Genomic DNA, 25,925 nt, shown 5'->3' on the forward strand with positions numbered 1-25,925 from the left:
GGGTTGAAAGTTAACAAGCCCGGACGGGCGAAACAAGGCAAGCTTGAGCGTGTGGTCCCGCGCCCATTCTGCTCCGGGCCGGCAGAACCAGGTGTGAGGTTGCGCACATGCGCGCCTTGGTTGCAGCGTCAGGGCTCGGGCGGGGCGTCGGCGTTGCGCGCCTCCAGCAGCCGCCGCTCCACCTCGGCGGTCCGCTGGATCTGCGCCTGCAGCAGCCGCAACCCGAAATCCGGATACTCCAGCACCAGTTCGGTGAGGACGTCGCGGCGGATGCGCAGGGCGCGCACGGGCGTGTTGGCGGTCACGGTGGCGTTGCGGCGGCCGCGGGTGAGCGCGCCCATCTCGCCCACGATCGCGCCCGGCTCAGTGACGCCCAGGCGCAGCGCGCCCGCGTCCCCCTGGATCCACACGGTCGCGTCCCCGGACAGGAGCACGAGCGCGTCGTGCGCCTCGTCGCCCTGGCGCATGAGCACATGCCCGGGCGCGAACGCCACGCGCTCGCCCGTGAACGCGAGCAGCTTCAGGCGCGCGGTCTCGAGCGAGGCGAGCATGGGCACGGCGCGCAGCGCGCGCACCTCCTCGCTCATGGCCTCCGGGCGGGCGGGCGCCGGCGCGCTCTCGCGCGCGCCCGCGCGGACGCGGGCGCGGCCGGTCCCGAGCTCCACCGCCTGCGTGAAGCCCGCGCGCTCCACGCCCGGACCGCACGCCGCCACCAGCGTGCGCCCGTGCATGAAGGCGCGGATGGCCGCGAGCGCCTGCGCGCCGCGCACATCCCCGTAGGCCTGCAGCGCGCCGTCGAGCACGAGCACGGCCGGGCGCTTGAGCAGGCAGCGCCCGAGCGCCAGCGCGGCCCGCTGGGTCGCGTAGAGCTCGCGCCCGCCCGGCCCCACGGGCTGGTCCAGGCCCACGTCGAGCACGACGCGCGTCAGCCCCGTCTGCGCGAGCGCGCCCTCCAGCGCCTCCGCGAGCCGCTCGCCCGCCGAGGGCGCCTCCGAGACCACGCGCCCGAACAACAAATTGTCCCGCAAACTCGCCCCGGGCGTGTAGGCCGCGGGGTCGTAGACCGGGAGGGTGACGCCCGCCGCCGCGGCGGCTTCGGCGACGGCGGGTCGCGCCGCCAGGATGCGGGCCCGCAGGGCGTCGTCGAGCAGGCCCAGCCGGTGCACAGGCTCGCAGTAGCGCAGCGCGAGCGTCAGAAAGTTCAGCCGGTCCTCGGATGTGGCGCGCCCCAGCCCATGCCGCTCCAGCGCACGGCGGTGCCCGTCCAGCGCCTCGGCCGACATGAAGGCGAAGCGCTGCACCACGAGGCTCTGCGGCCCGAAATCGGCGAAGATCTCCACCATCGTGGCCGCAAACCCGCGCCCGATCGCCTCCAGGGCGTCCCCCAGCTCCAGCCGGTAGAGCGTGACGGCCAGAAATGGCGCGGCCTCCGCAGCCGCCTCCGGCTCGGGCAGGGGCCCGAACAGCAGGTTCTCGCGGATCGACAGGCGCTCGCCATAGCGTTCGGGGTCGAAGCTCTCCACCAGGTCGGAAGCGTTGGCGGCCGCCAGCGCCTCCGCCAGCGCGTCCCGCGCGGCGACGATCCGGGCCGCCAGATCGGGTTCTGCGGCCGGGTCGATCCTGGCCGCGAGCCCGGCCCGGCGCATGTCGGCCTCCAGGTCCACCACCCGCACCACCCGCAGCACCGCCTCGCCGAGCTCCTCGAGCGAGCTCACGCCGGCTGCGTCCAGGTCGAGCCATTGCGCGTCCCCGCCGCGGCGCAGCCCGTAGAGCAGGTTGTCCCGAAAGCTCCCGGCGAACACGGCCGGGTCCGGCCCCGCATAGGCGAACAGCCGGCCCAGCGTGGCGTCGTCCATCTGGTCGAGCCGGTTGTCGCCGTAGGAGACGTGGCCGGATGCCGGCTGGCGCCGTCCCGCCAACGCGGATGCGAGCGCGCTGGCGAGTTCGTGCGGCCCGAACAGCGCCGCATGGTCCCCGGGAGCGATGCTGAGCGAGACCTTCTCGGAGCCGGGTTCGCCCGGCGAGCCGCCAAGCTCCACCGCAACGGCCGACAACACCGCGCCGGCGGGCTCGGCGGGCGTGAGTGCGCCCGTCGCCGCGGGGGCGTCCAGCGCCGGGAACTGCTCCACGACCTGCTGGAACTTCACCTCCACGTCCATGCGCTGCTGATCCCAGTCGATCAGCTCCTTCACGGGCGGGGGCAGGTCGCGATAGGCCGCGATCACGGCGACGAGCTGGCCGATGGCGAGTTCGCCGTGCAGCGCGAAATAGCCGCCCAGCGAGTAGAACAGGAATGGCGTCGCCTGCGCGAGCAGGTTGTTGGCGAACTTGGCTGCGAACTTGCGCCCGTAGAGGCGGTAGCGGATCGAAAACAGCTCCTCGAGCCGGCCGGCGATGCGGCTCATCTCGTAGGGCGCGGCGCCGTGGTTGCGGACTTCGTCGAGCCCATCCACCACCTCGCCGATGCGCCCTGCGAGCGCGCGTGACTGCAGCTGCCGCATCCGCCCGAGGCGCAGCTGCTCGCGCCGTAGCCGCGGGATGATCACCGCCTGCACGCCCACGAGCGCGCCGGCGCAGACGCCCAGCGGCAGGCTCTGGATGAGAATAAACGCCAGCGCGGTCGCGGCCTGCCCGAACAGGAAGATGGGCTGGATAAAGGCGTCGCCCACGAACCCGCCGACGGGCTCCACCTCGTCCTTGATGATGGTGGCCGCCTCGGAGGCGCTGATGCGCCGTCCCGCGTCGGGCGTGCGGGCCACAAGCGCGGCGAAGAGCTCGAAGCGCAGACGCTGCAGCACGCGTTCGCCCAGCGCACCCTTGCGCATGTTGATGACGTATTTGAAGGCGCCGTTCACCAGCACCAGAGCGAGGAACAGTCCAGACAGGGCGAACAGGTAGGAGGTGCGGTCGAACTCGATTCCGGGAAACAGAACCGCGCCGCTCCAGGGCGATACGATGCGAAACAGGGGCGCGGTGGCGGACGACTGAAACGCCCGGCCCTGGATGGCGTCGGTGACGATCAACTTCGGCACGTCCAGCGACGCGTAGTAGAACGGCATCGAGAGCAGCACGACCGCCAGCACGCGCAACTGCTCGCCGCGGCTGCAGCGCCAGATATAGGCGAACAGACGCTCGCGCTGGGGAGTGGCCGGCTGCACCGTGATCGCCCTGATTCGCCCCGACCGCCGCTCGGGCGCCGGTGCGTCGAGATTAACCGCGGCGGCGGGCGAGCGCCATGTCCAGGCCGTGTAATGACGCACAGCGCGCGGTTTAGTTAAACCCCGGCACGCGCGAGGCCCATGCCCCCGGACGCCACGCGTCCCTTTTGCTGTGCCGATCCGCACAGACCAGGATCAACAAACCCTCGATTGATCCGGCTCTTCCCGAGGGATGTCCGGAGATGCGATGCGGGCGGCAGGAATTAGCTTGGCTGGCGTGCTCATCGTCGTCGTCGCCCGCTTCATCACGGCGGTTCGTGGGCTTTGGGACGGCGTCGCGCCGACCGACGAGCAGCGGATCTATTTCGCCAACCACGCCAGTCACGGCGATTTCGTCCTGATCTGGACGGTGCTGCCGCGACGGATGCGCTTTGCGACCCGACCGGTCGCCGGCAGCGACTACTGGCTCAAGTCTCGCCTGCGGTGGTTTATCGGGTGCGACGTATTTAACGCAGTACTAATCGACCGCGAGCGCGTCAGCCGCGCCAACGACCCGATCCGGATAATGACCGACGTATTGGACCAGGGATTGTCGCTCATCGTCTTCCCCGAAGGCACCCGCAACGCGACCGAGGCGCGGCTCCTGCCGTTCAAGAGCGGGCTCTATCACCTCGCAAAGGCTCGCACGGACGTGCCGCTGGTCCCGGTCTGGATCGACAACCTCAACCGGGTGATGCCGAAAGGCGAGTTCGTGCCCATTCCGCTGATCTGCACGGTGACGTTCGGAGCCCCCCTCCGGCTGGCCGCCGCGGAACGAAAGCAGGATTTTCTGGCCCGCGCCGAACAGGCGCTGCTCGCCCTGTCGCCAAAGGCGACCGCGCCATGACGATGCCGCATCGTGACCTCCTCGTCGTGCTCGCCAGCCTTCTCGCCGTTCTGATCGTGGCGTCCGCGATCGGCTACGCGCTCCATCGCAGGTTGTCGCCGGACGGCCAGAACGCCGTGGTCGAGAACCTGAACGACCGGATCCGGGCCTGGTGGATCATGGTCGTCCTCATGGGTCTGGCGTTGATCGGCGGCAAGACAGGCGTGACGCTCCTGTTCGCGTTCTGCTCCTTCGCGGCTCTGCGCGAGTTCATCACGCTCACCAACACGCGCCGCGCCGATCATTGGGCGCTGGCCGCCGCGTTCTTCATCGTGCTGCCGGTGCAGTATTATCTGGTCTGGATCGACTGGTATGGGCTCTACGCGATCTTCATCCCGGTCTATGCCTTCCTGCTGATGCCGATCATCGCGGCGCTGCGCGGCGACACGGACCATTATCTCGTGCGCATCGCCGAGGTGCAGTGGGCTCAGATGATCTGCGTCTTCTGCACCTCGCACGTCCCGGCGCTGCTGACTTTGCAGATCCCCGGCTACGAGGGGCGCAACGTCCTCCTGATCGCGTTCCTGGTGATCGTCGTGCAGATGAGCGACGTCCTCCAGTACATCTGGGGCAAACTTCTGGGCCGCACCAAGATCGCCCCGCGCCTGTCGCCCTCCAAGACTGTGGAAGGGTTTGTCGGCGGCGCGCTCAGCGCCACGCTCATCGGCGCGGCGCTGGCGTGGATGACGCCGTTCCGGCCGCTGGAGGCCGCCTTCCTGTCGCTCGTGATCGTGCTGATGGGCTTCTTCGGCGGACTCGTGATGTCGGCGATCAAGCGCGATCGCGGCGTCAAGGACTGGGGCCACCTGATCGCCGGCCATGGCGGCTTCATCGACCGGCTCGACTCCGTGGTGTTTTCCGCCCCGATCTTCTTTCATCTCGTCCGTTACGGCTGGTCGGCCACATGACCACATCGCGCCGCGGCCTGATGGACAGCAGCGTCGTGCATGTCGCTTTCGCATTCTTGGCGATGGGCGGCTGGGCGGCTTTCGCCAACCGGGCCCATCCGACGCCGACGTGGCTGCAGGCAGGCTTGATCCAGGGCGCGCTGTCGGCCGCCATCACCCTGCTGCTGAAACGCGCGATCGAGCGGTTGGCCGATTGGTTCGAAGGGCCTGTCGGGCTCGTCGCCCCGCCGCTGGTCGCCTTGATCGTCTCGGCCTGCGCGCTGACCACGCTTCACGCGCTGGGCAGCACGCCCGAGATCGCGCGCACGATCGCCTTGCCGCTCACCGTTTCGACGAGCTACGCGGCGCTCTACAACCTCGCGCTCTGGCGCGCAAAGAGGGCCTGACCGGTGGCGGTGGACAACAACAGGAGACCCCTCGCAAGCCGGAACTCTGGCTGGGCCCGAGCCGTCGCGCGGCGCCTGAGCGCCGCATCCATTACCCCGAACCAGATCTCGGTCGCCAGCATCGCGATGGCGGCGGTCGCCGGCGCAGCGTTCAGCCTGACCGGCTTTGTCCAGCCGTGGCCGCGCGCCGGGTTGCTCTTGGTTGCGGCGCTGTTTTGCCAGTTCCGGCTCCTCTGCAACCTGTTCGACGGCATGGTGGCGATCGAGGGCGGCAAGCAGGCGCCCGACGGACCGTTCTGGAACGAATTTCCCGATCGGGTCGCCGACATCCTGATCCTGGTCGGCGCCGGCTACGGCGCCGGCGCTCCGGCCCTCGGTTGGGCTGCGGCCGCCATGGCGGTGCTCACCGCCTACACGCGCGAACTCGGCCGGGCCTGCGGGCTTCCGGCCGATTTCTCGGGTCCGATGGCCAAGCAGCACCGCATGGCGACAATCACGGCAGCCGCGATGCTTTCGCTGTTTGAGCCGCTCTGGCTCGGGCGGGGAGGGGTTCTGGTCGTCGCCCTGGGAGTGATCGCGGTTGGTGCGGCGATCACGGTCGCCAGGCGGGCCAACAACACCGTGCTGGCGCTTCGCGGGCGCTGACGGCCAGCTCGCTTCATACACCCTCGATCCCCTCATCCTGAGGAGCAGACCCGCTTGGGTCTGCGTCTCGAAGGACGAGGGACTCCAGCCTGCACGACGGATCAGCCTCCTGGACCCCCTCGTCCTTCGAGACACATCGCCAAGGGGCGATGTTCCTCAGGATGAGGGGTGTTGAGGATTTGAATGACCGGGCAGGGGCGGCGATTGTCCGTGCTCAAAGAGCCAACACCGTGGTGCTCCAGCTTCGCAGCCAGCAGCTTACGGCTATCTAGCTTCATACACCTTCGATCCCCTCATCCTGAGGAGCAGACCCGCTTGGGTCTGCGTCTCGAAGGACGAGGGACTCCAGCCTGCACGACGGCATCAGCCTTCTGGACCCCTCGTCCTTCGAGACACATCGCCAAGAGGCGATGTTCCTCAGGATGAGGGTGTTGAGAAACGGTCAGGCTCTCACAAAAACGCCGCCCAGGAGGGCGGCGTTTTGCGTCGATGTCAGCCGTGCAGGCGCGCAGACGCCCGCCCGGACGATCTCACTTCTTCGTCTTGCTGCCGATTTCCTCGTCCCAGCGACGGAAGGCCACCACCATCTTGTCCGGCGTCAGCGGCAGCTCGATCGGGTTGTCGGCGATCAGCTTGGCGTATTCCGGCCGGCCGAACTCGCGGATCACGTCCTGGCTCTTTTGCGGCGCCAGCTCGAGGCCGACATTGCGGACCGCCGGACCGGGATAGAGGTAGCCCTCGTCATACGCGAAGGCCTGGATCTTGGGCTGCAGGATGAAGTTCATCATGTCCAGCAGCACCGCGAAGCGGTCGGCCGGCACGCCCTTCGGCACCGTCATGAAGAACGCGTCCGACACCCAGTGGAAGCCCTTCAGCGTCGCGATGGCGGCGGATTTCGGCACGATCCCGAGCGCACGCGGATTGATGTCCCACCCGGTGGTCGAGATGATGATGTCGCGCGAGCCCTCGCCGAACTCCTTCATGGTCGCGCCGGTGCCGGTCGGATAGTACTCGACGTACTTGTTGAGCTCCTTGAGGTAGGCCCAGGTCTTCTCCCAGCCGTTCACCGGGTCGGCCGGGTCCTTGTCGCCCAAGAGGTAGGGCAGGCCCATCATGAAGGTGCGGCCCGGGCCCGAATTGGCCGGCCGCGCATACATGAAGCGGTTGGGATTGGCCTTCGCCCATTCCAGCAGTTCCTCGGCCGAGCCCGGCGGCTTGGCGACGCGCTCGGGCGCGTATTCGAGCAGCGGGCCGGACGGGTAGTAGGCGCACACGACCGCAAAGCCCTGGCCCTGCGCCTTGAACAGCCGCAGCGCGGCGGGCTCGTAATTCGCTTCGATGCCCGGGAACGACGCCTCGTGCTCCGGAAACAGTTTGGTCCAGAGGCCTTGGTCGAGGCCGGCCGCGAGCCCGTCGCTGCCGGTCAGGATCAGGTCGAGATCGCTCTTGCCGGCGTTCTGCTGCGCCTTGATCTTGGCTGCGAGCTCGGGCGCAGGGGCCTTCACATAGGTGATGCGCGAAACGACCTCGGGCTTCGCGGCCTTGTAGGCGTCGAACCCCGGCTGCAGCAGCGCGAGCGCGCCGCCAACGTCCATGATGGTGATCGCCACCGGCGATGTCGGCAGCGCCGGCCCGGCCGCCCGCGCGCCGGTGGCGAGCAGCGCCGAACCCGCGATGCCTCCAAGGACGTCGCGCCGTGAAAATGGCCCCTGCATGATGGTGATCCCTCCCGTTAAGATTGGCAGTGTGTGGCAGTCCCAGGCCGTGATCTAGCCCCCGACCACGACCGATCCGTTCAACCGAACCTCGTCGACCGCGAGCGTCGGCGACCATGTCACTTCGCTTGGCGGCTCCACGACGCCATGTCGGCGCATCGCCGGCGCGAGCAGCGTGCGCGGATGGGTCGACGCCATCGCGACCGCCTGCTCGGGCGTCGCCAACCCCCAGCGCACGACATTGCGGACGGCGCCGTCGAGCGTCAGGCAGGAGCCCGCCAGATAAGGCGTGCCAGGCTGGCTCACGCGGCCGTCAGCTGTTTTTTCCACCGTCATGCCAGCGAAGGGGTAGAGCCCGGGTGGCGAGGCCGCGGCCGCAACCGCGTCCGTGACCAGGATGGAGCGCTCTAGCCCCTTGGCGCGCAGCATGACCTTCAGGGCCGCGGGCGCGAGGTGCACGCCGTCGGCGATGAAATCCGCCCAGAGCCGGTCCTCGGCCAGTTGCGCCACGATGGGGTTGTCGAACTTGTGCTGCTGGTGGGCGACGCCGTTGCCCAGATGCGTGGACAGCGTGGCGCCGGCCTCGGCCGCCTGCGCGACCTCGGCGGCCGTGGCGTTGCTGTGCCCGATCGCGACCACGATCCCGGCGTCGCAGGCCCAGCGCGTGAAAGCGTTGTCGGGGTCGCGCTCCGGCGCGACCGTCACGAGCAGGATGGGGCGGCTCAGGCTGGCCTGCAGCGACTGGACCAGAGTGGGGTCTGGCGGCGTCATCGCGGCGGCCGGGTGACAACCCTTGTAGCCGTCCGCCGGGTTCAGGAAGGGGCCCTCGAGATGGTAGCCGAGCGCCATCGCGGGCCCGAGCCGGCTCCTCGCAACGGCGGCGTCCAGCGCGGCGAAGCGCTCCGCGAGTTCGTGAGGATGCGCCGTGATGATGGTGGGCAGGCACGCGGTGACGCCGGTGGCCAGCATGGCCTCCAGCGCATGGTCCAGCGCCTCCGGGGTGAGCGCGGCGTCGTTGAAGTCGACGCCCGCGAAACCGTTCACCTGGATGTCGAGGAGCCCTTGCGAGCGCATGGTCAGGCTCGCCGCGGCGGGAACCCGGACGAGAGCTCGGCCGCGGCGGGAGGGTCAAGATACGCAACCGTATCGGGGTGGCGCTGCAGGATGGAGGCCGGCACATCCGGCGTGACCGGGCCCTCCAGCGCGCCGCGCACGGCCGCGGCCTTGCGCGCGTCCAGCACGGTCAGGACGATGAGGCGGCTCTTGAGGATCTGCCGGATGCTCATCGACACCGCCTGCGGGGGCACGTCCTCCAGCGTCGGGAACCAGCCCTCGCCGAATTGCTGGCGGCGGCAGGCCTCGTCCAGATCCACCACGATATAGGGCTGCTCGGTCTCGAAATCGGCGGGCGGGTCGTTGAACGCGAGGTGGCCGTTCTCGCCGATGCCCGCGAAGCACACGTCGATCGGCGCGGCGGCGACCAGCCCGGCCAGCCGCGCCAACTCGGCCTCGATCGCAGGCGACTCGCCGTCGACGAAGTGGAACGCCCCCAGCGTCGGCAGCCGCCCGGTGAAGCGCTCGCGCAGGTAGCCGCGGAAGCTCGCGGGGTGGCTCTCCGGCAGTCCGATATACTCGTCGAGGTGGAAGCCCGTCACCTTCGCCCAGTCGATGTCCGGCTCGCGCACCAGCGCATCCAGCATCTCGAACTGGCTTGCGCCGGTGGCCACGATCACGCGGGCCTCGCCGCGATCGCGGATCGCGGCCCGGATGGCCGCGGCGCCGGTGCGCGCGGCCTCTTGCCCCGCGAGAAGCTTGGATGGGGCGATATAGACTTTCAAACGACGGCTCCCTTCGGAAAGGAGCCATGACGGCTCGTTTGAACCCGTCCTGTCAACCGCGCCGCCGCGCATGGCCCCCCTGCGGCGGCTGCCTCCTTTTGCGCCACGACCAGGCCGTGTTGGGGGCGCAATTGCATCGTGAAGATGTTAAACGACTAATCGGAAAAATTGTGGTCGTGGACGGCGCCCCTCGCGCCGCGCCCGCTGCGTCATCTTCAAGGAAGCGTCGCAGCCCCGCTCAGAGGCCGCGCGTCGGTTTGTCCGCCAGGAGACGGTTTTTGAACGACAGGGCGGAAGACCCTTTCAACAAGGCGGCGAGGCTCGCCGCGTTGCGCCGGTACGGCATCCTGGACACCCCTCCCGAAGAAGCCTTCGCGAGCGTCTGCCAGGTTGCGTCGCGGGTGTGCGACGCACCGATCGCGGTCGTGAACCTGATCGACGATGAGCGCCAGTTCTTCAAGGCCGAGATCGGCCTTGGCGTGCGCGAGACGCCCGTCGACGTTTCCATTTGCGCCCACGCGATCCTGCAGCGCGACCTTTTCGTCGTGCCGGACACGACCAGGGATCCGCGCTTCGCCTGCAACCCCCTCGTCACCGGCAACCCGCACCTGCGGTTCTACGCCGGCGCCCTTCTGGAAACGCCCGAGGGCGTGGCGATCGGCACCATGTGCGTGCTGGACTACAAGCCGAGGCCTGCGGGGTTAACGGCCGAGCAGGCCGAGGTGCTTCGCGCCCTGGCCCGGCAGGTCATGAGCCTTCTCGAGCAGCGCCGCCTGATCGCCTCGCTGGCGGAGCGCGAGGCCGAGCTGGAGCGCCTGCACCGGATCGCCCGCATCGGCGCACTCCATGTGGACCTGCGCGACGGCTTCAAGAACCAGCGGTCGCCCGAGTACCTTCAGATCCACGGGCTGCGCCCCGAAGATGCGGACGAGAGCCACGCTGATTGGGTGCGACGCATTCATCCGGATGATCGCGCCCAGGTCGAGCAGGCCTTTGTCGACGCGGTTCGCGGCCAGAACACCGAATACGAAGCCGAATATCGCATCATCCGACCCAGCGATGGCGAGGTTCGTTGGATCGCGGCGAGCGCCACCATCGAGCGGGACGCGAATGGCCGGGCTCAGCGCCTTGTCGGCGTCCACCGCGACGTGACGGATCGCAAGCAGGCGGAAACCGCGAACGCGCAGCTCGCCGCGATCGTGTCTTCGTCCGTGCATGCGATCTTCAGCATCTCGGCGACCGAACGGCGGATTCAGACCTGGAACCAGTCGGCCACCGACCTCTTCGGCTACACGGCCGCGGAGGCGATCGGCGCGCCCGTGAGCCTGCTTGTTCCGGATGACGGCCTCACGGCGTCCGAGAACGAAACCGGCGTGTTCGACCTGGCGATGCGGCACGGGCACATTGACCTGGAGACCGTGCGCCGGCGCAAGGACGGCAGCCTCGTGGAGGTGGCGGCCAGCGCGGTTCGGATGCAAGGCGCCGATGGGCGGGTGCTCGGCGTCTCGGTGATCTTCCGCGACATTACCCTGCAAAAAGAGCAGGAGCGCGCCTTGCGGGCCAGCGAGGAGCGCCTGCACCTCGCGCTTGACGCATCCGAGAGGATCGGCACCTGCGTGTGGGAGATCCAGGCTGATCGCGTGGTCGCGGACGCCCGTTTTTCCCGCTTCTTCGGCGTCGAGGAGGCGCAAGGGGCCGCCGGGATCCCGACCCAGGCCGTGTTCGACGCCATCCACGACGAGGACCGGGCGCGGGTGATGCGCGAACTCGCGGCGGCCGTCGAAAAAGCCTCGAGCTACGAAACCGAATACCGGGTGACCCAGAAGGACGGAAGCGTGCGCTGGGTCGCGGCCCGCGGCCGCTGCCAGCCCGACGCCTCCGGACGGGCCATGCGCTGTCCCGGAACGGTGGTAGACATCACGGACCGCAAGCAGGCCGAGGAAGCCCGCGAGCTGCTGACGCGCGAGCTGAGCCACCGGATCAAGAACATCTTCACGGTGGTGAACGGCCTCGTCACGCTTTCGTCGCGTGGCCGTCCCGAGGCGCAGAACTTCGCCGCGGGCCTGCGGGACCGGCTCTTCGCACTCGCCCAGGCCCACGAGTATGTTCGGCCTCACAGCCCGGAAAGCGCCTCCACGATCGGCGGCGAGACGATGTTCGGCCTGCTCCGTCTCCTGTTCGCGCCTTACCTCCAGGAGGGGCACGCCCGCGTGGAGATCCACGGCGACGACGTCGCGATCAACGAGAAGAGCGCGACGGCGCTCGCGTTGATCCTGCACGAGCAGGCCACCAACGCCATGAAATATGGCTGCCTCAGCGTCGAGACCGGGCGCGTTCTCGTCACGGGGAGGATCCAGGACGGCGTTTACCGGCTCACCTGGCGGGAGGTCGGCGGTCCCCCGGTCGCAGGCGCGCCCCAGCACACGGGCTTCGGCACCGTCCTGGCCGCACGCAGCGCCGCCGGCCAACTCGGCGGCGAGCTGCGTCACGACTGGGCCAGCGACGGGCTCGAGGTGGTTTTCTCCGCGCCGATCGCCAATCTCGGCTGAAGGCGCTACCGCGCCCCCGACGCCCGCGGATTGACCTGGAAGAACTCGATGTCGCTCGCCTCGCCGGCGCGCGGCGCGATCGTCTGTCGCGGCGCGGGCCGGGGTCGGACGGCCCGCGCGGGCTTGCCGTTTTGCGCGCCGGGCGCCGCCGCGGCGGCGTTCGCGGGCGGAGCAGCCGGTCGATCCAGGCGGCCGAGGCGGACTGTCACCGACACGATCTTCTGCCTGACCGGGTCGTAGGAGCACTCATAGCTCACCCGCACCCATTCCTTTTGCGGGCTCTGGAAGCGGATGGAGTCGCCCCTGTAGCGGATGGCCGGGTGCTCGGCGTCCGGTGTGTCGCCTTGCTGGAAGATGCCGCCGAAAGGCCTGTGCAGCCAATCGAAGTCTATTGGCGCCTGCGCCTCGATCTGGGGCGCGCAGGCCTGGGCCGCCCTGTCGTTGAAGGCTCGCACGCAAGTGGCGTCGCAATCCGGGCGGGCGGGGGAGGGGCCTGTGGAAGCGGCGGGCGGAGACGCGGGAGCAGGAGCAGGAGCCGGAGGCGTCTGGGCGAGCGCCGCGCCCGACGCTGACGCCCAGACCCACGCGAAAACGGAAACAAACGCGAGCCGGCGGCTGGGCCGGACAGTGTGAGGCGAGCGCATCGGCGGAGGTCCCTGGAGTTTCGCAGCCGTCATGGCGGCTCTGACAGCGGGCGGAGCGGCGATTTGACCTGGTCGACCCTGACGCCGTCCCGGCGCGCGCCCGCATGTGCGCCGTCCTGCGTCTTCTCGCGGTGGGCCTGGCTTGGTCGCCCGCTTTCCGGCCCGGCGGCCTTGAGCAGCGCGTCCGGTATGCGGCCGGGTGCGACGGGTTGTTCGGAGGTCGGCTGAAGCCGCTGGTCCTCTGCCCGGTCGAGGCAGTCGCGCAGCGCAAGCGGCTCGGTCAGACGCGTGCAGTCATGCGCCGTGCCGGGCTTGGCCTGGGCGAGAACGATCGCGCCAGGAACCGGTCCAAGACCTTGTGCGGACGCGGGTGGGCAGTGCTGGAAGCCGAACGCCGCGAGGGCGAGACAAAGATGCGAGGCGCGGCGCAGCACGAAGGTCCTCCCGGAAACTGGGCGCAGCCTATGAATGAAGGCGTTAAGCCGCAAGAGCCAAGTCTTTCAAGTCCTAACCAAGCGAACGTACTCAAAGTCGATTCGGGAATGCTGCAGCGCACAACAGAAATACTGTCTATATGGTAAAAATGCAGAAAAGACGACATTAATCAATTAAAGCGGGTTGGGACGGACAACGCTTATCGAAAACTGTAGACAATTTTCTTTGCCAGTCATGACAATTGCAAACGACGAACAATTTCTAGTCATTCGCGGTAGTTCGAACGTATTAGATGTTAAAAATAGCCTAACAAAACGTATTGCCAGACAAATCCAACTCTCCTAGCGTCATTAAGTTGCCGTTAAATTCATCCGTTGGGCTCAGGGCTGCGGGGAAGGCGCGCAACAAGAGAACGACGCGTCACGCGTCGCGTTGGTGATCAGGGAAGGGTTAGTCCTATGTCTAGGAAGTATTTGCTCGTAACGACCAGCCTCGCCGCCTCGCTCCTGGCGACGGCCGCCATGGCGGACAACAACACGGTTTATCTTAATCAGACCGCCGACTCGCAGAGCGCCACGATCAGCCAGAGCGGCAACGGCAACGCCGTCGGCGCCAACGGCCAGGCCTTCGGCCAGGGCGGCGGTTCGGGCAACACCCTCACGGTCAATCAGACGAATACCGGCAACTCGATCGGCGTCGCCACGAGCGGCTACCAGTCGGGCAACAATAACCTCGCCAATGCGTACCAGGATGGCGTCGGCAGCCGCATCGAGATCAAGCAGAGCGGCAGCAACAACGGCCAGCACGGGACGACGACGGGGTGGGACTGGACCAATTCGTCCGATTATGCTCGCCTTGCTCAGGATAGCTCCGCTAACGGCAGCGTGATCGAACTCACCCAGAACGGAAACGGCAATGCGTTCGACGTTGGCCAGGGCGGCGCGTCGAATGGCGTCTCGGTGACCCAGACCGGCACCCTCGGCCAGACCTTCGTGCGCCAGAACGTCGGCCAGGCCGGCTTCCATAACAGCTCGGTCGTGGTCAACCAGGATACGAGCAACAGCATCAACTACGTCAACGTCAATGCGCAGATTGGCAATAACCTGCTGATCAACATCGCGCAGTCCGGCGGCCTGCAAGGAGCGGGCGTCGACCAGTACGGCACGGGAAGCTCCTTCGTGTCGAACCAGAGCGGACTCGGCAACCTGATCGGCTACACTGGACCCAACCTGCTGCTCGGAACCGACCATGTGGTCACGCAGTACGGTGACGGCAACCAGATCTTCAATTACCAGTCAGGAAACTACAACGTCGCCAACGGCGGCCAGAACGGCAATTCGCTGTTCCTGTCGAACACCCAAGGCGGCAGCGGAAATTCGCTGCAGTTCAACCAGACCTACTCCAACAACCGCGCCTATAACGCCCAGTACGGCACGAACGGCTCCGTCTCCGTCACCCAGACGGGCGGCGACGGCAACATGTTCAACAGCGTGCAGCACGGCAATGCGCTTGGCGCTTCGGTGACCGCTTATCAGAACGGCACGATCAACCAGATCATGACCACCCAGTATGATGGCGCCAACACGGCTCTGCTGAGCCAGACCGGCTACAACAACAGCATCACGGGCACGCAGAACAACTCCGCCTTCGGCCTCGCCAACGTGGCGAACGTGACGCAGTCCAACTCGAACAACGTCGCCAACTACAACCAGAACGGATCGGGCAACCTCGCCACGATCACGCAGCACTAACAGCCTCGGAGGAGGGCGGGTCCAGGATCCGCCCTCCTTTTTCGTCGGGTTTCTCGGTCGGAGAACGTCGATGCCAGTGCTCGCCGCGCCGCCGCCCCCGATCGTTACATGCGCGATCGAGCGGAAAACTGTGGATCAAGGATTGCTTTTCCAGGGCGTCCTGAGAGCCGCAAGCCCGGTGGAGGGCTCGTATCTCCTGACGGTGATCAAGACCAGCGCGTCCGGATCAGCCAATCTCAAGCAAAAGGGAACGTTTTCGGCTTCAGCAGGCCAAATCGTGCCGCTCGGTCGCATCGGCCTTAACCAAGAAACAGAAGTATCGATTGATGTTCGTCTGACGCTTGACATAGCAGGCCAAGAAATAGTTTGCTCACAATACACGGGCGGAAACGAATGATAAAGATCAATCAAAAGCTGGCTTGGGCGGCTGGTCTTGTCACGTCGATGGTGGCGATGGCTGATTGCGCCTCCGCGCAAGTCTATGTGGACCAGATCCAGCCGACGTCGCGGTCCGGCGCCCGGTCTTCCACCCATGTCTATGCGCCAGCGCCGACCTACGAGGCCGGCCACTTCGGCTCCGCCGCTCCGTTGTCCGCTGTCCAGTCGGGGCAGGATGGAGCGTCGATTGGCGCCGCCCAGCGTTCAACCGTTCAGCAGACCGGGACCCGCAACACCGCCGCAGTGGTCACCTCCGGCGAAGGCAATGTCACCAGCCAGGTCCAGAACGGGCGCGACAACATCTCGAACCTTTCGGCCACGGGTGCGCAGAACACCCTCGCCACAGTCCAGAACGGCGCAGGCAACAGCGCCAGCGTCGCCGTCGCGGGCAACAACAACTCGATCTCGAATACGCAGATCGGGGCGGGGTCCAGCTACACGCTCCAGCATGTCGGCAACGGTCAGTCGATCGCGGTCACGCAGGTCAGGTAATCGCAATGACACGCCATTTTTTCAAAACCTGCGGCTCGGCCGTTCTTCTGGCGGCGTTGCTGGCCAGCGCGCCCTCGCATGCGGGCAGCCTCGTCTATCAGCCGGCGAACCCGAACTTCGGCGGCAGCCCGCTGAACGGGTCCTACCTGAACTCGCAGGGCGCGCTGCAGAATTCCGAGATCCAGCGCAAGCAGTCGCTGCGCAGTCAGGCGACGGCAGCCGGCGCCTTGGGGGCCCAGACCCCCGGGCAGATCTTCGCCCGTCAGTTGCAGAGCCAGCTCTACGGTTCGCTGGCCAACAAGATCACGCAAGCCATCTTCGGCGAAGGCGCCCAGCAGTCCGGCACCTTCGCGTTCGAGGGCACCACGATCAACTTTGTGCGCGTTGGCCCGAACGTGCAGCTCACCATCAATGATGGGCAGAGCGTCACCACCATCACGGTGCCGGCGGGCATCTGATCGTCTCCAAGCAATGCAGAGCCGTCATGGGCGCGTGCAGCGGCGCGCCCAAGGGGTTCTTTGGCCAGGAACAAGTACGAATGCGCGTTTTGAGTGGGGCCATCGTTGTCGCCGTCGCGGCTTTCCTGGGCGGCTGCGCCGCGCCGGGCATGCCGGACGTTCTGGAGCAGGCGCCGACGCTGACGCCGAAAACGGCCGTGCGTCTCAGCCTCGAGCAGTTGCCGGCTCCGGACCGCAAGGTCTATGTGGCGCTTTATGCCTTTCCGGACCTGACCGGCCAGAACAAGCCGAGCGACACCATCGCCGAATACTCGCGCGCCGTGACTCAGGGCGGCGTCGCCTTCGCGGTGGACGCCTTCCGTCGCGCCGGCAAGGGCGCGTGGTTTTCCATCGTGGAGCGCAGCGGGTTGCCGAACCTCCTGCAGGAGCGCCAGCTCATCCGCGCGACGCGCCAGGAGTTCGAGGGGCAGGGCGCACGGCCGCTGCCGCCCATCAAGTTTGCCGGCCTGATCGTGGAAGGCGGCATCCTGGCCTATGACGCCAACACGATGACCGGGGGGGCGGGCGCGCGCTACCTGGGAGTCGGCGGCGACGTGAAGTACCGCCGCGACATGGTGACGGTCGGCATGCGCATCGTCTCGGTGCAGTCGGGCGAGGTGTTGAATTCCGTGACCACCACCAAGACGATCTATTCGATCGGGATCAGCGGCAGCGCCTACAAGTTCGTGGCCTTGAACAAGCTGTTCGAGGCCGAGGCGGGCGTCACCCGCAGTGAGCCGACCCAGTTCGCGGTGCGCCAGGCGATCGACCTCGCCGTCTACGCGACCGTGATCGAAGGCGCGCGGCAGGGCCTGTGGCGCTTCCAGGACCGCGCCGCCGGCGCGCGGCTGATCGAGGACTACCAGCGTGAGAACGGCCTGACGGACGGCGCTGACGAGGTCGTCGCGGCGGCGGGCTGATCACGCAGTTCTCTGCCCGGCGTCGCCAGCCTTCGGCTGCTCGGCCAGCAGGGGGGCGAGTTCAATGCTGCTCGGGAACGACGGCACGGTGCCGGGGCGCGTCACCGCGATGGCGGCGGCGGCGGTCGCGGCCCTGATGGCGCGGTCCGGAGCGGCGCCGCGGCAGAGCGCGCCCACGAAGACGCCGACAAAGACGTCGCCGGCGCCGGCCGTGTCCACGGCCTTCACGCGTGGCGCGGCCACCGGCGTCAGCACGCCGTCCCGCGCCATCACGGCGCCGTCCCGGCCGAGCGTCACGATCGCGATGCGCCCCGGCGCGAGCGCGGCTGCGGCCGATCGGGCGTCCGCCCCGGTGACCTGGGCGGCCTCCACGGCGTTGGCGATCACGATGTCGAACAGCGCAAGCGCCTCGGCCATGTCCCACGCGATCGGGGCCGTGTTGAGCGCCGTTCGCGCCCCGCGTTCCCGCCCGAGGCGGGCCGCCGCCATCGTGACCTCGCGCGTGAGGTTGCCCTGCAGCAGCAGGATGTCGCCCGCCCGGAGATCGTCCAGCGCCGCGATGGCGTCAGCTTCCGCCAGGCCACGCGCCGCGGCGGCGCTGCTCACGATCATGTTTTCGCCGCCGGCCGCGACCCAGATGGCAGAGTAGTCCGTGGGCGCGGCGCTTTCCATCCAGCGCGCCGCCAGCCCCGGCTCGGCCGCGGCGGCCGCGGCCAAGACGGCGGCGTCGGCGTCCCGGCCGAGCGGCGCGACCAGCACGGTTGCAGCCCCTGTGCGTGCGCACGCGACGGCCTGGTTCAGGCCCTTGCCGCCAGGGCAACGGAGCAGGCTGTCGGCGAGCAGCGTTTCGCCAGGCGCGGGCAGGCGCGGGATGGTCTGGATGCAATCCAGCGTCGCATTGCCGAGAACGAAGACGCGGCTCACCCGCGCGCCTCGCGCACGACCTGCATGAAGGATTTCACGCGCGCCAGGTCCACCTCGTTCCACCAGCCGCCCTCGTGCTTCAGCGCGCTGGCGACGATCACGGCGTCCGCGAACCCCAGGATGGCCGCGACATTGTCCGGGTTGACGCCGCTGCCCACCATCACGGGCAGCGAGCTCGCGTCGCGCACGGTTTCGAGCTCGTCCAGCCTGGCGCTGTCGCCCGTGCGCTGGCCGGTGACGATCACCGCGTCGGCGTCAAAGAACTGGGCGTCGCGTGTGAGTTCGGTGAGCGAGCGATCCGCCATGATGGCGTGCGAGCCGTGTTTGACGTGCACGTCGGCGAACACCGCGATGTCGCGCGCCCGCAGGGTGTTGCGGTAACGCGCCGCGAGGCCGGCCTTGCCCTCCATGAAGCCCTCGTTGGACACATAGGCGTTGGCCCACTGGTTGACGCGCACGAAGCTGGCGCCCGAAGCCTTGGCGACCGCGATGGCCTGCACGGCCGCGTTGGCGAGCACGTTGACGCCCACCGTCAGCCCGGCGGCGCGGCGCACCCGGTCGGTCATCACCGCCATGGCGGCGGCGGTCTCGGGGCCGAGCTCCTCGGGCTTGCTGAACGGGATGTCGCCGTGGTTCTCGACGATCAGGCCGTCGACGCCGCCCTCGGCGTAGCGCTGCGCCTCCGCGCAGGCGTGCTCGTAGATGCGCTCCACGGGCTCGCCGTCATAATTAGGCGCGCCTGGCAGCGGCAGGGCGTGGATCACGCCGATCACGGCCTTGCGGCGGCCGAAGAGCCGCTCGACCACGTTGGATTTCGGCTTGAAGACGGACTGGGACAACGCAGGCTCCGGGGTGAGGCGAGGGGATCGGGCTGGGGTTCAAGCGATGACTTGATTGGGCGATGACGCCGGGTCGGACGCGAGCGCCACGGCCTGCTCGGACAGGCCGACGCCGGCCAACGCGGCCAATTCGGCCGCGGCGGGGCGGATTTCCTGCGCGCCGAAGCTGGTGCCGGCGAGCGAGCCGGCCGCGCAGGCGACGCGCGCGCAAAGAAGCGGAGCGCAGTCGTGAAGCCACAGCGCCAGGAACGCGCCCACGAAGGCGTCGCCCGCGCCGGTCTTGTCCAACATGGCGACGTCCGGCGCCGGGGCGCGCCGGGCGCCCGCCTGGCGGGTCACCACCGCCGCGCCCTGGGCGCCCAGGGTCAGCGTCACGACCTGCGGCCACGCGCCTGCCGGAGCGTTGGCGGCGCGCGCAGCGAGCCACGCGAGCGCGTCGTCGGGAGTCTCGGGGCAGCCCGGAAGGGCCGCCAGCGTCTCGCGATGCAAGAACAAGGCGTCCACGCTCGCAAACAGCTTCTCGGCGTTGGCGGCGGTCCAGTCCGGCGGCAAGCCGGTCGCCTGAACGCTGGTGCGGAACCCCTTGCGCCGCGCCTCACGCAGCGCCTCGATCTGGATGGGGGCCTGGAAGCCTTCGAGATGGAGGCACCACCTGAGGCCGTCCGTCTCGGTTTCGTCGACGAAGCGCCGGACGTCGACCTCGGCCAGGCTGGAGGGCTCGTTCACGATGGTGCGGCGGCCGTCCGCCTCCACGAGCACCAGCGCGCGGTCGAGCCGCCCCTGACGGCGCTCGCGCGAGGCGATGAGGTCCACCCTCCGGGCCGCGAGCTCCGCCGCCGCCCAGTCGCTCTCCTGGTCGGCCCCGATGGACGTGATGATGGACGCCGCCACCGGCCACGGCCCGCCCACCCCCGCCGCAATCGCCGCCACGTTCGCGGCGGGGCCGCCGATGGATTTGAGGATGCCGCGCGCCTGCAGGCGCTCCTCGCGCTCGGGCAGGCGCGGGATGCGCGCCACGTAGTCCACGCTCACATACCCGACCGTGGTCAGGCGCGGGACGCTGGCGTCGGCGCGCGGGGCCGAGCGCTTGCGCGCCGTGAGCGAGCGCGCCGTCTCGGCGGGCGCATAGTCGAGCGCCCGGATGGCGGCGAGCACCCGGTCGCGCGTCTGCGGGCGCACGTACACGCGCGCGTTCAGCACGTGCGACACGGTCGCCTTGCTCACGCCCGCGTGGCGCGCCACGTCCGAGATGGTGGGCGGGCCGCCGCTCACGCCGGCGCATCCGGGCTAGCCGCGCGCCCTTCGGCGCGGGCGGCGCGCAGCAGCGCCATGCGGGTCTGGAAGGCGGGCGAGGGCGCGCCCTCGGGAGCGGGGGCGGTCTCGGGCCCGAGCTCGGCGGCGCGGATGCAGGCGGCGAAGCGCGCGCCGTCCGCAAAGGCGTCGAGCGGGGGCTCGGCCGCCCGGCAGGCCGCGACCGCATGAGGGCAGCGCGATGCGAACCGGCACCCGGGCTCGCGCCCATAGGGGCTCGGCGGCTCGCCCGTCGCCTCGGCGCGCTCGCGCCGCCCCGCCGCATGCGGCCGCGGCGAGGCGGCCAGGAGCATGCGCGTATAGGGATGGCGCGGCGCGCCCAGCACGGCGGCGGCCGGCCCCGTCTCCACGAGCCTGCCCGCATAGAGCACGCCCACATGCGATGCGAGATGCCGCACCACCGCCATGTCGTGGGAAATGAACACATAGGCGACGCCCAGGCGGGCGCTGAGGTCGGCGAGAAGGTTGACGACCTGCGCCTGCACGGAGAGGTCGAGCGCCGAAACCGGCTCGTCGCAGACGATCAGCTCCGGCTCCACGGCGAGCGCCCGCGCGATGGCGACGCGCTGGCGCTGGCCGCCCGAAAAGGCGTGCGGGTGGCGGTCGGCGTGCGCGGCCGAGAGGCCGACCATCTCCAGCAGCTCCACGACGCGGTCCTTGACCGACCCGGCCGGCCGCAGGCCGTGGAGCCGGATGGGCGCAGCGATGGCGTCGCCGACGCGAACGCGCGGGTCCAGCGACGCGAACGGGTCCTGGAAGATCATTTGAGCCCGGCGACGGAAGCCGCGCAGGGCGGCCGGCCCCAAGGCGCGCACGTCCTGCCCGTCGAACAGGATCTCGCCCGAATCGGCCTCCGTGAGCCGCAGCAACATGCGGCCGATGGTGGTCTTGCCCGATCCGCTCTCGCCGACGAGCCCGAACACCTCGCCCCGGCCCACCGTGAAGCCGACGTCCTTCACGACCTGCGCTTCGCGCGGCGCGCGCAGGAAGCCGCCGCCGGAGCGGTAGATCTTGTTGAGCCCACGAACTTCGAGCAGCGGCGCGGTCATGCGACGTTCCGTTCCAGCGGGGCGCGCCAGCACGCGACCGCATGGCCGGGCGCCAGCTCGGCCAGTGGCGGGTAGGCGGCCCGGCACTTTTCCACCGCAAACGGGCAGCGCGGCGCGAAGCGGCAGCCGGTCGGCATCTGCCCGGCCGCGGGCGGCTGGCCGTCGATCGCGGTCAGGGGCCTGCCGACATCCTCTTCGCGCGGCAGGGCTGCCAGAAGCGAGAGCGTGTAAGGGTGCTGGGGATCGGCGAAGAGGTCGGCGCGGCTGCCGCTCTCGACGATGCGGCCCGCATACATCACCGCGATCCGGTCGGCGATCTCGGCCACAAGCGCGAGATTGTGCGTGATGAACAGCACCGCCGCGCCCAGTTCGGCGCGCAATTCGTCCAGCAGATGGAGGATCTGGCTTTGGATGGTCACGTCGAGCGCCGTGGTGGGCTCGTCGGCGATCAGGAGGGCAGGGCGGCAGATCAGCGCCATCGCGATCATCACGCGCTGCCGCATGCCGCCGGACAGCTGGTGCGGATAGGCGTCGAGCCGCGCCTCGGGATCGGGGATCTTCACCCGACGCAGCATCGCGAGCGCAACTTCGCGCGCCTCCTTGCGGCCGAGGCCGCGATGCGCCTCCAGGATCTCGGTCATCTGGTCGCCGACCGACATCACCGGGTTCAACGAGGTCATCGGCTCCTGGAACACCATCGCGATGCGGTCGCCCCGCAGCCGGTTCATGGCTTCTTCGGACGCGCTCGCGAGGTCTTGCCCATCGAACGCGAAGCGATCGGCGGTCAGGCGCGCTCCGGGCGGCAGGAGGCGCATGACCGAGAGGGCCGTGAGGCTCTTGCCTGAACCTGATTCGCCGACGAGGCACAGCAGCTCGCCCGGCTCCATCGCGAGGTCGACGCCGTCCACGATGGCTGGGCCGCCGAAGCCCACTCGGAGGCCATGGACGTCCAGAATGCGACCGCGGCCGGCCGCCGGCCGGGGCGCATCGTTTGTGAGGTGGAGGGCGGAGCTGTCCGGCGCCATGCGGGCAAGTTTCTCGCGCTTGAAGTGCATCGACCGCATTGACATCCGCGGTTGCATTTTCGAGTATCAGAACCATTGAACCGGTTCAAGGGCGCATCGAACACCATGGGACGCTACCTTCTGGGACGGCTCGCCAGCCTTCTCCCCATTCTGTTCGGGACGTCGCTGGTCGCCTTCCTGCTGATCAGGCTCGTGCCGGGCGATCCCGCGGTGGCGCTGCTCGGCATGGAGGCGGACGACGCCGCCATCGCGGCGCTCCGGGCGAAGCTCGCGCTCGATCAGCCGCTGTGGATGCAGTATTTTTCCTGGGCGGCGGCGCTCCTGAAAGGCGACTTCGGCCGCTCCATCCAGGGAGGCCGCGAGGTGCTGCCGCTCCTGGCCTCGGCGCTGGGCCCCACGGCGCTTTTGTCCGCCGCCGCGCTCGCGATCTCGCTCGTGATCGCGATTCCGGCCGGCGTGATCGCGGCCACCCGCCGCAACACGGCGGCCGACTACGTGGCGTCCTTCGTGGCCCTGTGCGGCCTGTCGCTGCCGAGCTTCTGGCTCGGCATCCTGCTGATCCTGACCTTCTCGATCACATTCCCGATCCTGCCCGCCTCCGGCTACGTGTCGCCGCTGGCCGACATGGGCGGCTTCCTTCGCTCGCTGGTGCTGCCGGCGCTCACGCTGGGGGCCGCGCTGGCGGCCTCCACGATGCGCATGACGCGCGCCTCCATGCTGGAGGTGCTGCGCGCCGACTATGTGCGCACCGCCCGCGCCAAGGGCATCGCACCTTCGCGCGTGATCTGGCGGCACGCCTTCGGCAATGCGCAGATCCCCATCGTGACGCTGCTCGGGATCCAGATGGGGCAGCTGCTCGGCGGCGTCGTCATCACCGAGACCGTGTTCGCGTGGCCGGGCATCGGAAAGCTCACCGTGGACGCCATCTTCGCCCGCGACTACCCGGTGGTGCAGGGCGCGGTGTTGCTCACCGCGACGCTGTTCGTGCTGATCAATCTGGCGACCGACCTCATCTACACGCTGATCGACCCGCGCATGAGGGTCGCATGAGCGCGGCCGTGATGGAGCCCACGGTCGCGACGCGGCGCGCCTCGCTGGGCCGGGCGCTCGCGCAGGACCCGCGCGCCACGCTCGGAGCCGCGCTGGTGCTGCTCGCCGTGGTGCTGGCCGTCGCCGCGCCCGTCTTGGCGCCGTTCGACCCCGAACTGCCGGACTTCACCGCCATCCTGTCGGGGCCATCGGCCACGCACTGGTTCGGCACCGACGACCTCGGCCGGGATGTGCTGTCGCGCATCATCTACGGCGCGCGGGCCTCCATTCTGGTCGGCGTGTTCAGTGTGGTGGGCGCGTTGATCGTCGGGGCCGTGGCCGGGCTGGCGGCCGGCTTTTTCGGCGGTTGGACCGATACGCTGATCATGCGCGTCATGGACGTCGTGTTCGCGTTTCCGAGCATTCTCCTGGCGCTCGCCATCACGGCCGTGCTCGGCCCGAGCCTGCAGAACGCCATCCTGGCCATCGCGGTCGTGAACCTGCCGGTGTTCGCCCGCATCGCGCGGGCGCAGACCATGGTGGTGCGCGAGCTCGAATATGTGGACGCGCAGCGGGCCCTTGGATTCGGGCCGTGGGCTATCTTGGCGCGGACGATCGCGCCCAACATCGCCGCGCCGCTGATCGTGCAGGGCTCGCTGCTGTTCGCGTCCGCGATCATCACCGAATCCTACCTGTCCTTTCTGGGCCTCGGCGTGCAGCCGCCGGCCCCGACCTGGGGCAGCATGCTGCGCAACGCCATCGGCTTCCTCGACATGGGCCCATGGCTCGCCTGGTTCCCGGGGCTCGCGATCTTTGTCGTGGTGCTCGGCTTCAATCTGCTCGGCGACGGCCTGCGCGATCGCTTCGATCCGCGCGAGGTTCGCTGAACCGCTTTCACACTGGTCTGGAGGGACTTGACGATGCTGAGACGTACATTTTGCGCCGGAATGGGCGCGATCCTGGCGATAGGGCTGGCGCAGCCGGCGGCCGCGCAGGACAAGAAGGCGCTCACGGTCGGCATCGTGTCGGACCCGGTGACGCTCGACCCGGCCCAGATGGCGTCGTTCTTCGAGCTGTCGGTGCAGTACAACATCCACGAGCCGCTCGTGCACATGACGCCCGATCTGAAGATCGAGCCGGGCCTCGCCAGCGTCGCCACGCCCGACCCTCTGACCTACGTGTTCACGCTGAAGCCGAATCTCACCTTCCATGACGGTGCGCCGATCGACGCCGCCGCCGTAAAGGCGAACTTCGACCGCATGCTCGACCCGGCCGTGGGATCGCCCCGCCGCAGCGAACTCGGGCCGGTCGACTCGGTGGAGGTCACCGGACCGCTCGCCGTCACGATCAAGCTGAAGTCCGCCTATGCGCCCTTCCTGCAGGTGCTGGCCAACCGCGCCGGCATGATGGTGTCGCCGGCCGCCCTGAAGTCGCTCGGGGCGGACTTCGCCACCAAGGCGGTGGGGGCGGGCCCCTACAAGGTCGTGAGCTGGACCAAAAATTCCGAGCTCGTGCTGGAGCGCTTTCCCGGCTATTGGCGCGGCCCGGCCCCGATCGAGCGTGTCGTGTTCCGGCCCATGGCCGACGAGACCGTGCGGGTGACGAACCTGCGCTCCGGCACCGTGCAGCTCGTCGACGGCGTGCCGGCCCAGACGGTCGGCCAGCTCACCCGCGAAGCCTCGCTCAGCGTTAAGCAGACCGACGGGCTCGGCTTCAACGCCTTTTCGTTCAACACCACGCGGTCGCCGTTCAACGACGTCAAGGTGCGCCGCGCCTTCGCGATGGCGATCGACCCCACGGCCGTGCAGAAGGCCGTGTATTTCGGCACGGGCGCGCCCGCCTACGGGCCGATCCCGCCCTCCATCGGCTGGGCCTATGACAAGAGCGCGCCGCGTCCGAAGGCCGACCCGGCCGCCGCCAAGAAGCTGCTGGCCGACGCCGGCGTGACGGCGCCGGTCGCGGTTTCGATCACGGTCACGAACTCGCCCGCGCAGGTGCGCACCGCCGAGGTGCTGCAGGCGCTCGCCAACCAGGCCGGGTTCAAGGTGGACGTGAAGCAGATCGACGCCACGAGCCTGATCACGGTGTTGCGCCAGAAGGACTTCGACCTGTGCATGTCGCCCTGGTCGGGCCGGTCCGATCCGGACGGCAACATGTTCAACTACTTCACCAAGACAGGCCCCAACAACTTCGCCGGCTACAGCAGCGACGCCGTCACCGACCTGCTCGTGAAGGCCCGCGGCGTTCCCAGCCAGGACGAGCGCGCAAAGCTCTACAACGAGGCCGAGAAGCAGATCGCCGCCGATGCGCCGATGCTGTTTTTGACCTTCCCGGCCACCATCCAGGCCTCCGTCGCGGGGCTCGACTGGATGCAATACCCCGACGGCGCCCTGCGGCTGCAGTTCGCCAAGTTCAAGTAAGCGCTACCGACCAAGAGTTTTTCCGGC

The 25,925-nt window shown here is 68.8% G+C and carries 24 protein-coding genes; 13 read left to right on the forward strand and 11 right to left on the reverse strand.

Features of this window, described 5'->3' with window-relative positions; translation table 11 throughout:
- Positions 1-128 precede the first annotated feature (128 nt).
- Positions 129-3,158 carry a cyclic nucleotide-binding domain-containing protein gene (locus tag IEV99_RS10880; RefSeq protein ID WP_188517819.1) on the reverse strand — a complete coding sequence of 1,010 codons (3,030 nt, stop codon included), beginning with the start codon at positions 3,156-3,158 and terminating at the stop codon, positions 129-131.
- A gap of 268 nt (positions 3,159-3,426) precedes the next feature.
- On the opposite strand from IEV99_RS10880, the gene IEV99_RS10885 reads away from it, so the two are divergent.
- The 4 genes from IEV99_RS10885 to IEV99_RS10900 are packed head-to-tail and all read left to right on the forward strand — an operon-like array spanning position 3,427 to position 6,022.
- Positions 3,427-4,044 (forward strand): lysophospholipid acyltransferase family protein, encoded by a 618-nt coding sequence (locus tag IEV99_RS10885; protein WP_371875786.1) that lies wholly within the window; start codon positions 3,427-3,429, stop codon positions 4,042-4,044.
- Positions 4,041-4,991 carry a phosphatidate cytidylyltransferase gene (locus IEV99_RS10890; protein ID WP_188517821.1) on the forward strand — a complete coding sequence of 317 codons (951 nt, stop codon included), beginning with the start codon at positions 4,041-4,043 and terminating at the stop codon, positions 4,989-4,991. Before IEV99_RS10885 ends, IEV99_RS10890 begins: the two co-directional genes overlap by 4 nt.
- On the forward strand, positions 4,988-5,377 hold the full coding sequence (locus tag IEV99_RS10895; RefSeq protein ID WP_188517822.1) for a hypothetical protein: 390 nt from the start codon (positions 4,988-4,990) through the stop codon (positions 5,375-5,377). Before IEV99_RS10890 ends, IEV99_RS10895 begins: the two co-directional genes overlap by 4 nt.
- A 3-nt stretch (positions 5,378-5,380) precedes the next feature.
- Positions 5,381-6,022 (forward strand): CDP-alcohol phosphatidyltransferase family protein, encoded by a 642-nt coding sequence (locus IEV99_RS10900; RefSeq protein ID WP_188517823.1) that lies wholly within the window; start codon positions 5,381-5,383, stop codon positions 6,020-6,022.
- A gap of 530 nt (positions 6,023-6,552) precedes the next feature.
- On the opposite strand, the gene IEV99_RS10905 is transcribed toward IEV99_RS10900, so the two are convergent.
- Genes IEV99_RS10905 through IEV99_RS10915 form a run of 3 tightly spaced genes read right to left on the reverse strand, consistent with a single transcriptional unit; the run spans position 6,553 to position 9,575 of the window.
- Positions 6,553-7,737 carry an extracellular solute-binding protein gene (locus IEV99_RS10905; protein WP_188517824.1) on the reverse strand — a complete coding sequence of 395 codons (1,185 nt, stop codon included), beginning with the start codon at positions 7,735-7,737 and terminating at the stop codon, positions 6,553-6,555.
- A 54-nt stretch (positions 7,738-7,791) separates the two neighbouring features.
- Entirely contained in the window at positions 7,792-8,811 is a 1,020-nt protein-coding gene (locus IEV99_RS10910) for an N-acetylglucosamine-6-phosphate deacetylase (protein WP_188517825.1), read from the reverse strand.
- Between the two features lie 2 nt (positions 8,812-8,813).
- Positions 8,814-9,575, reverse strand: a complete 762-nt coding sequence (locus IEV99_RS10915) for a glucosamine-6-phosphate deaminase (RefSeq protein WP_244643809.1) — start codon at positions 9,573-9,575, stop codon at positions 8,814-8,816.
- A gap of 278 nt (positions 9,576-9,853) precedes the next feature.
- Here IEV99_RS10915 and IEV99_RS10920 point away from each other — a divergent pair, with 278 nt between their 5' ends.
- Complete coding sequence (locus tag IEV99_RS10920) at positions 9,854-12,124, forward strand: PAS domain-containing protein (protein WP_188517827.1); 2,271 nt, start codon at positions 9,854-9,856, stop codon at positions 12,122-12,124.
- A gap of 5 nt (positions 12,125-12,129) precedes the next feature.
- Here the strand turns inward: IEV99_RS10920 and IEV99_RS10925 are convergent, their stop codons facing one another.
- Both IEV99_RS10925 and IEV99_RS10930 read right to left on the reverse strand, forming a co-directional pair.
- On the reverse strand, positions 12,130-12,579 hold the full coding sequence (locus IEV99_RS10925) for a hypothetical protein (protein WP_188517828.1): 450 nt from the start codon (positions 12,577-12,579) through the stop codon (positions 12,130-12,132).
- Between the two features lie 218 nt (positions 12,580-12,797).
- Entirely contained in the window at positions 12,798-13,202 is a 405-nt protein-coding gene (locus IEV99_RS10930) for a hypothetical protein (protein WP_188517829.1), read from the reverse strand.
- A gap of 459 nt (positions 13,203-13,661) precedes the next feature.
- On the opposite strand from IEV99_RS10930, the gene IEV99_RS10935 reads away from it, so the two are divergent.
- The 5 genes from IEV99_RS10935 to IEV99_RS10955 all read left to right on the forward strand — a co-directional run bounded on the left by IEV99_RS10935 (position 13,662) and on the right by IEV99_RS10955 (position 17,301).
- Positions 13,662-14,954: a beta strand repeat-containing protein gene (locus IEV99_RS10935; protein WP_188517830.1), complete on the forward strand. Its 1,293-nt coding sequence runs from the start codon at positions 13,662-13,664 to the stop codon at positions 14,952-14,954.
- 70 nt (positions 14,955-15,024) lie between these two features.
- Positions 15,025-15,351: a curli-like amyloid fiber formation chaperone CsgH gene (gene csgH, locus IEV99_RS10940; protein WP_188517831.1), complete on the forward strand. Its 327-nt coding sequence runs from the start codon at positions 15,025-15,027 to the stop codon at positions 15,349-15,351.
- Entirely contained in the window at positions 15,348-15,884 is a 537-nt protein-coding gene (locus IEV99_RS10945; RefSeq protein WP_188517832.1) for a hypothetical protein, read from the forward strand. The genes csgH and IEV99_RS10945 overlap by 4 nt, the downstream gene beginning before the upstream one ends.
- Before the next feature lie 5 nt (positions 15,885-15,889).
- A complete protein-coding gene (locus IEV99_RS10950) occupies positions 15,890-16,342 on the forward strand; it encodes a curli assembly protein CsgF (RefSeq protein WP_188517833.1) in 453 nt (150 codons plus the stop codon).
- An 80-nt stretch (positions 16,343-16,422) separates the two neighbouring features.
- Positions 16,423-17,301, forward strand: a complete 879-nt coding sequence (locus IEV99_RS10955; RefSeq protein ID WP_188517834.1) for a CsgG/HfaB family protein — start codon at positions 16,423-16,425, stop codon at positions 17,299-17,301.
- Here the strand turns inward: IEV99_RS10955 and IEV99_RS10960 are convergent, their stop codons facing one another.
- From IEV99_RS10960 to IEV99_RS10980, 5 genes are read right to left on the reverse strand one after another with little or no spacing between them, the layout of a single operon-like run.
- Positions 17,302-18,225 carry a PfkB family carbohydrate kinase gene (locus IEV99_RS10960; RefSeq protein ID WP_188517835.1) on the reverse strand — a complete coding sequence of 308 codons (924 nt, stop codon included), beginning with the start codon at positions 18,223-18,225 and terminating at the stop codon, positions 17,302-17,304. It abuts the gene before it with no gap.
- Complete coding sequence (locus IEV99_RS10965; protein WP_188517836.1) at positions 18,222-19,064, reverse strand: BtpA/SgcQ family protein; 843 nt, start codon at positions 19,062-19,064, stop codon at positions 18,222-18,224. The genes IEV99_RS10960 and IEV99_RS10965 overlap by 4 nt, the downstream gene beginning before the upstream one ends.
- 39 nt (positions 19,065-19,103) lie before the next feature.
- Complete coding sequence (locus IEV99_RS10970) at positions 19,104-20,336, reverse strand: PfkB family carbohydrate kinase (RefSeq protein ID WP_188517837.1); 1,233 nt, start codon at positions 20,334-20,336, stop codon at positions 19,104-19,106.
- The gene (locus tag IEV99_RS10975; protein ID WP_188517838.1) at positions 20,333-21,424 is read right to left on the reverse strand and encodes an ABC transporter ATP-binding protein; all 1,092 of its coding nucleotides are present in this window, start codon (positions 21,422-21,424) and stop codon (positions 20,333-20,335) included. The genes IEV99_RS10970 and IEV99_RS10975 overlap by 4 nt, the downstream gene beginning before the upstream one ends.
- Positions 21,421-22,488: an ABC transporter ATP-binding protein gene (locus IEV99_RS10980; RefSeq protein ID WP_188517839.1), complete on the reverse strand. Its 1,068-nt coding sequence runs from the start codon at positions 22,486-22,488 to the stop codon at positions 21,421-21,423. Before IEV99_RS10980 ends, IEV99_RS10975 begins: the two co-directional genes overlap by 4 nt.
- A gap of 66 nt (positions 22,489-22,554) precedes the next feature.
- On the opposite strand from IEV99_RS10980, the gene IEV99_RS10985 reads away from it, so the two are divergent.
- From IEV99_RS10985 to IEV99_RS10995, 3 genes are read left to right on the forward strand one after another with little or no spacing between them, the layout of a single operon-like run.
- Positions 22,555-23,499, forward strand: coding sequence for an ABC transporter permease (locus IEV99_RS10985; RefSeq protein ID WP_188517840.1), 945 nt, complete (start codon positions 22,555-22,557; stop codon positions 23,497-23,499).
- On the forward strand, positions 23,496-24,365 hold the full coding sequence (locus tag IEV99_RS10990; protein ID WP_188517841.1) for an ABC transporter permease: 870 nt from the start codon (positions 23,496-23,498) through the stop codon (positions 24,363-24,365). Before IEV99_RS10985 ends, IEV99_RS10990 begins: the two co-directional genes overlap by 4 nt.
- A 33-nt stretch (positions 24,366-24,398) precedes the next feature.
- On the forward strand, positions 24,399-25,898 hold the full coding sequence (locus IEV99_RS10995) for an ABC transporter substrate-binding protein (RefSeq protein WP_188517842.1): 1,500 nt from the start codon (positions 24,399-24,401) through the stop codon (positions 25,896-25,898).
- Positions 25,899-25,925: the final 27 nt, after the last annotated feature.

Origin of the sequence: Alsobacter metallidurans, from assembly GCF_014636935.1 — a bacterium.
In the GTDB taxonomy this organism is placed as follows: Bacteria; Pseudomonadota; Alphaproteobacteria; order Rhizobiales; family Beijerinckiaceae; genus Alsobacter; species Alsobacter metallidurans.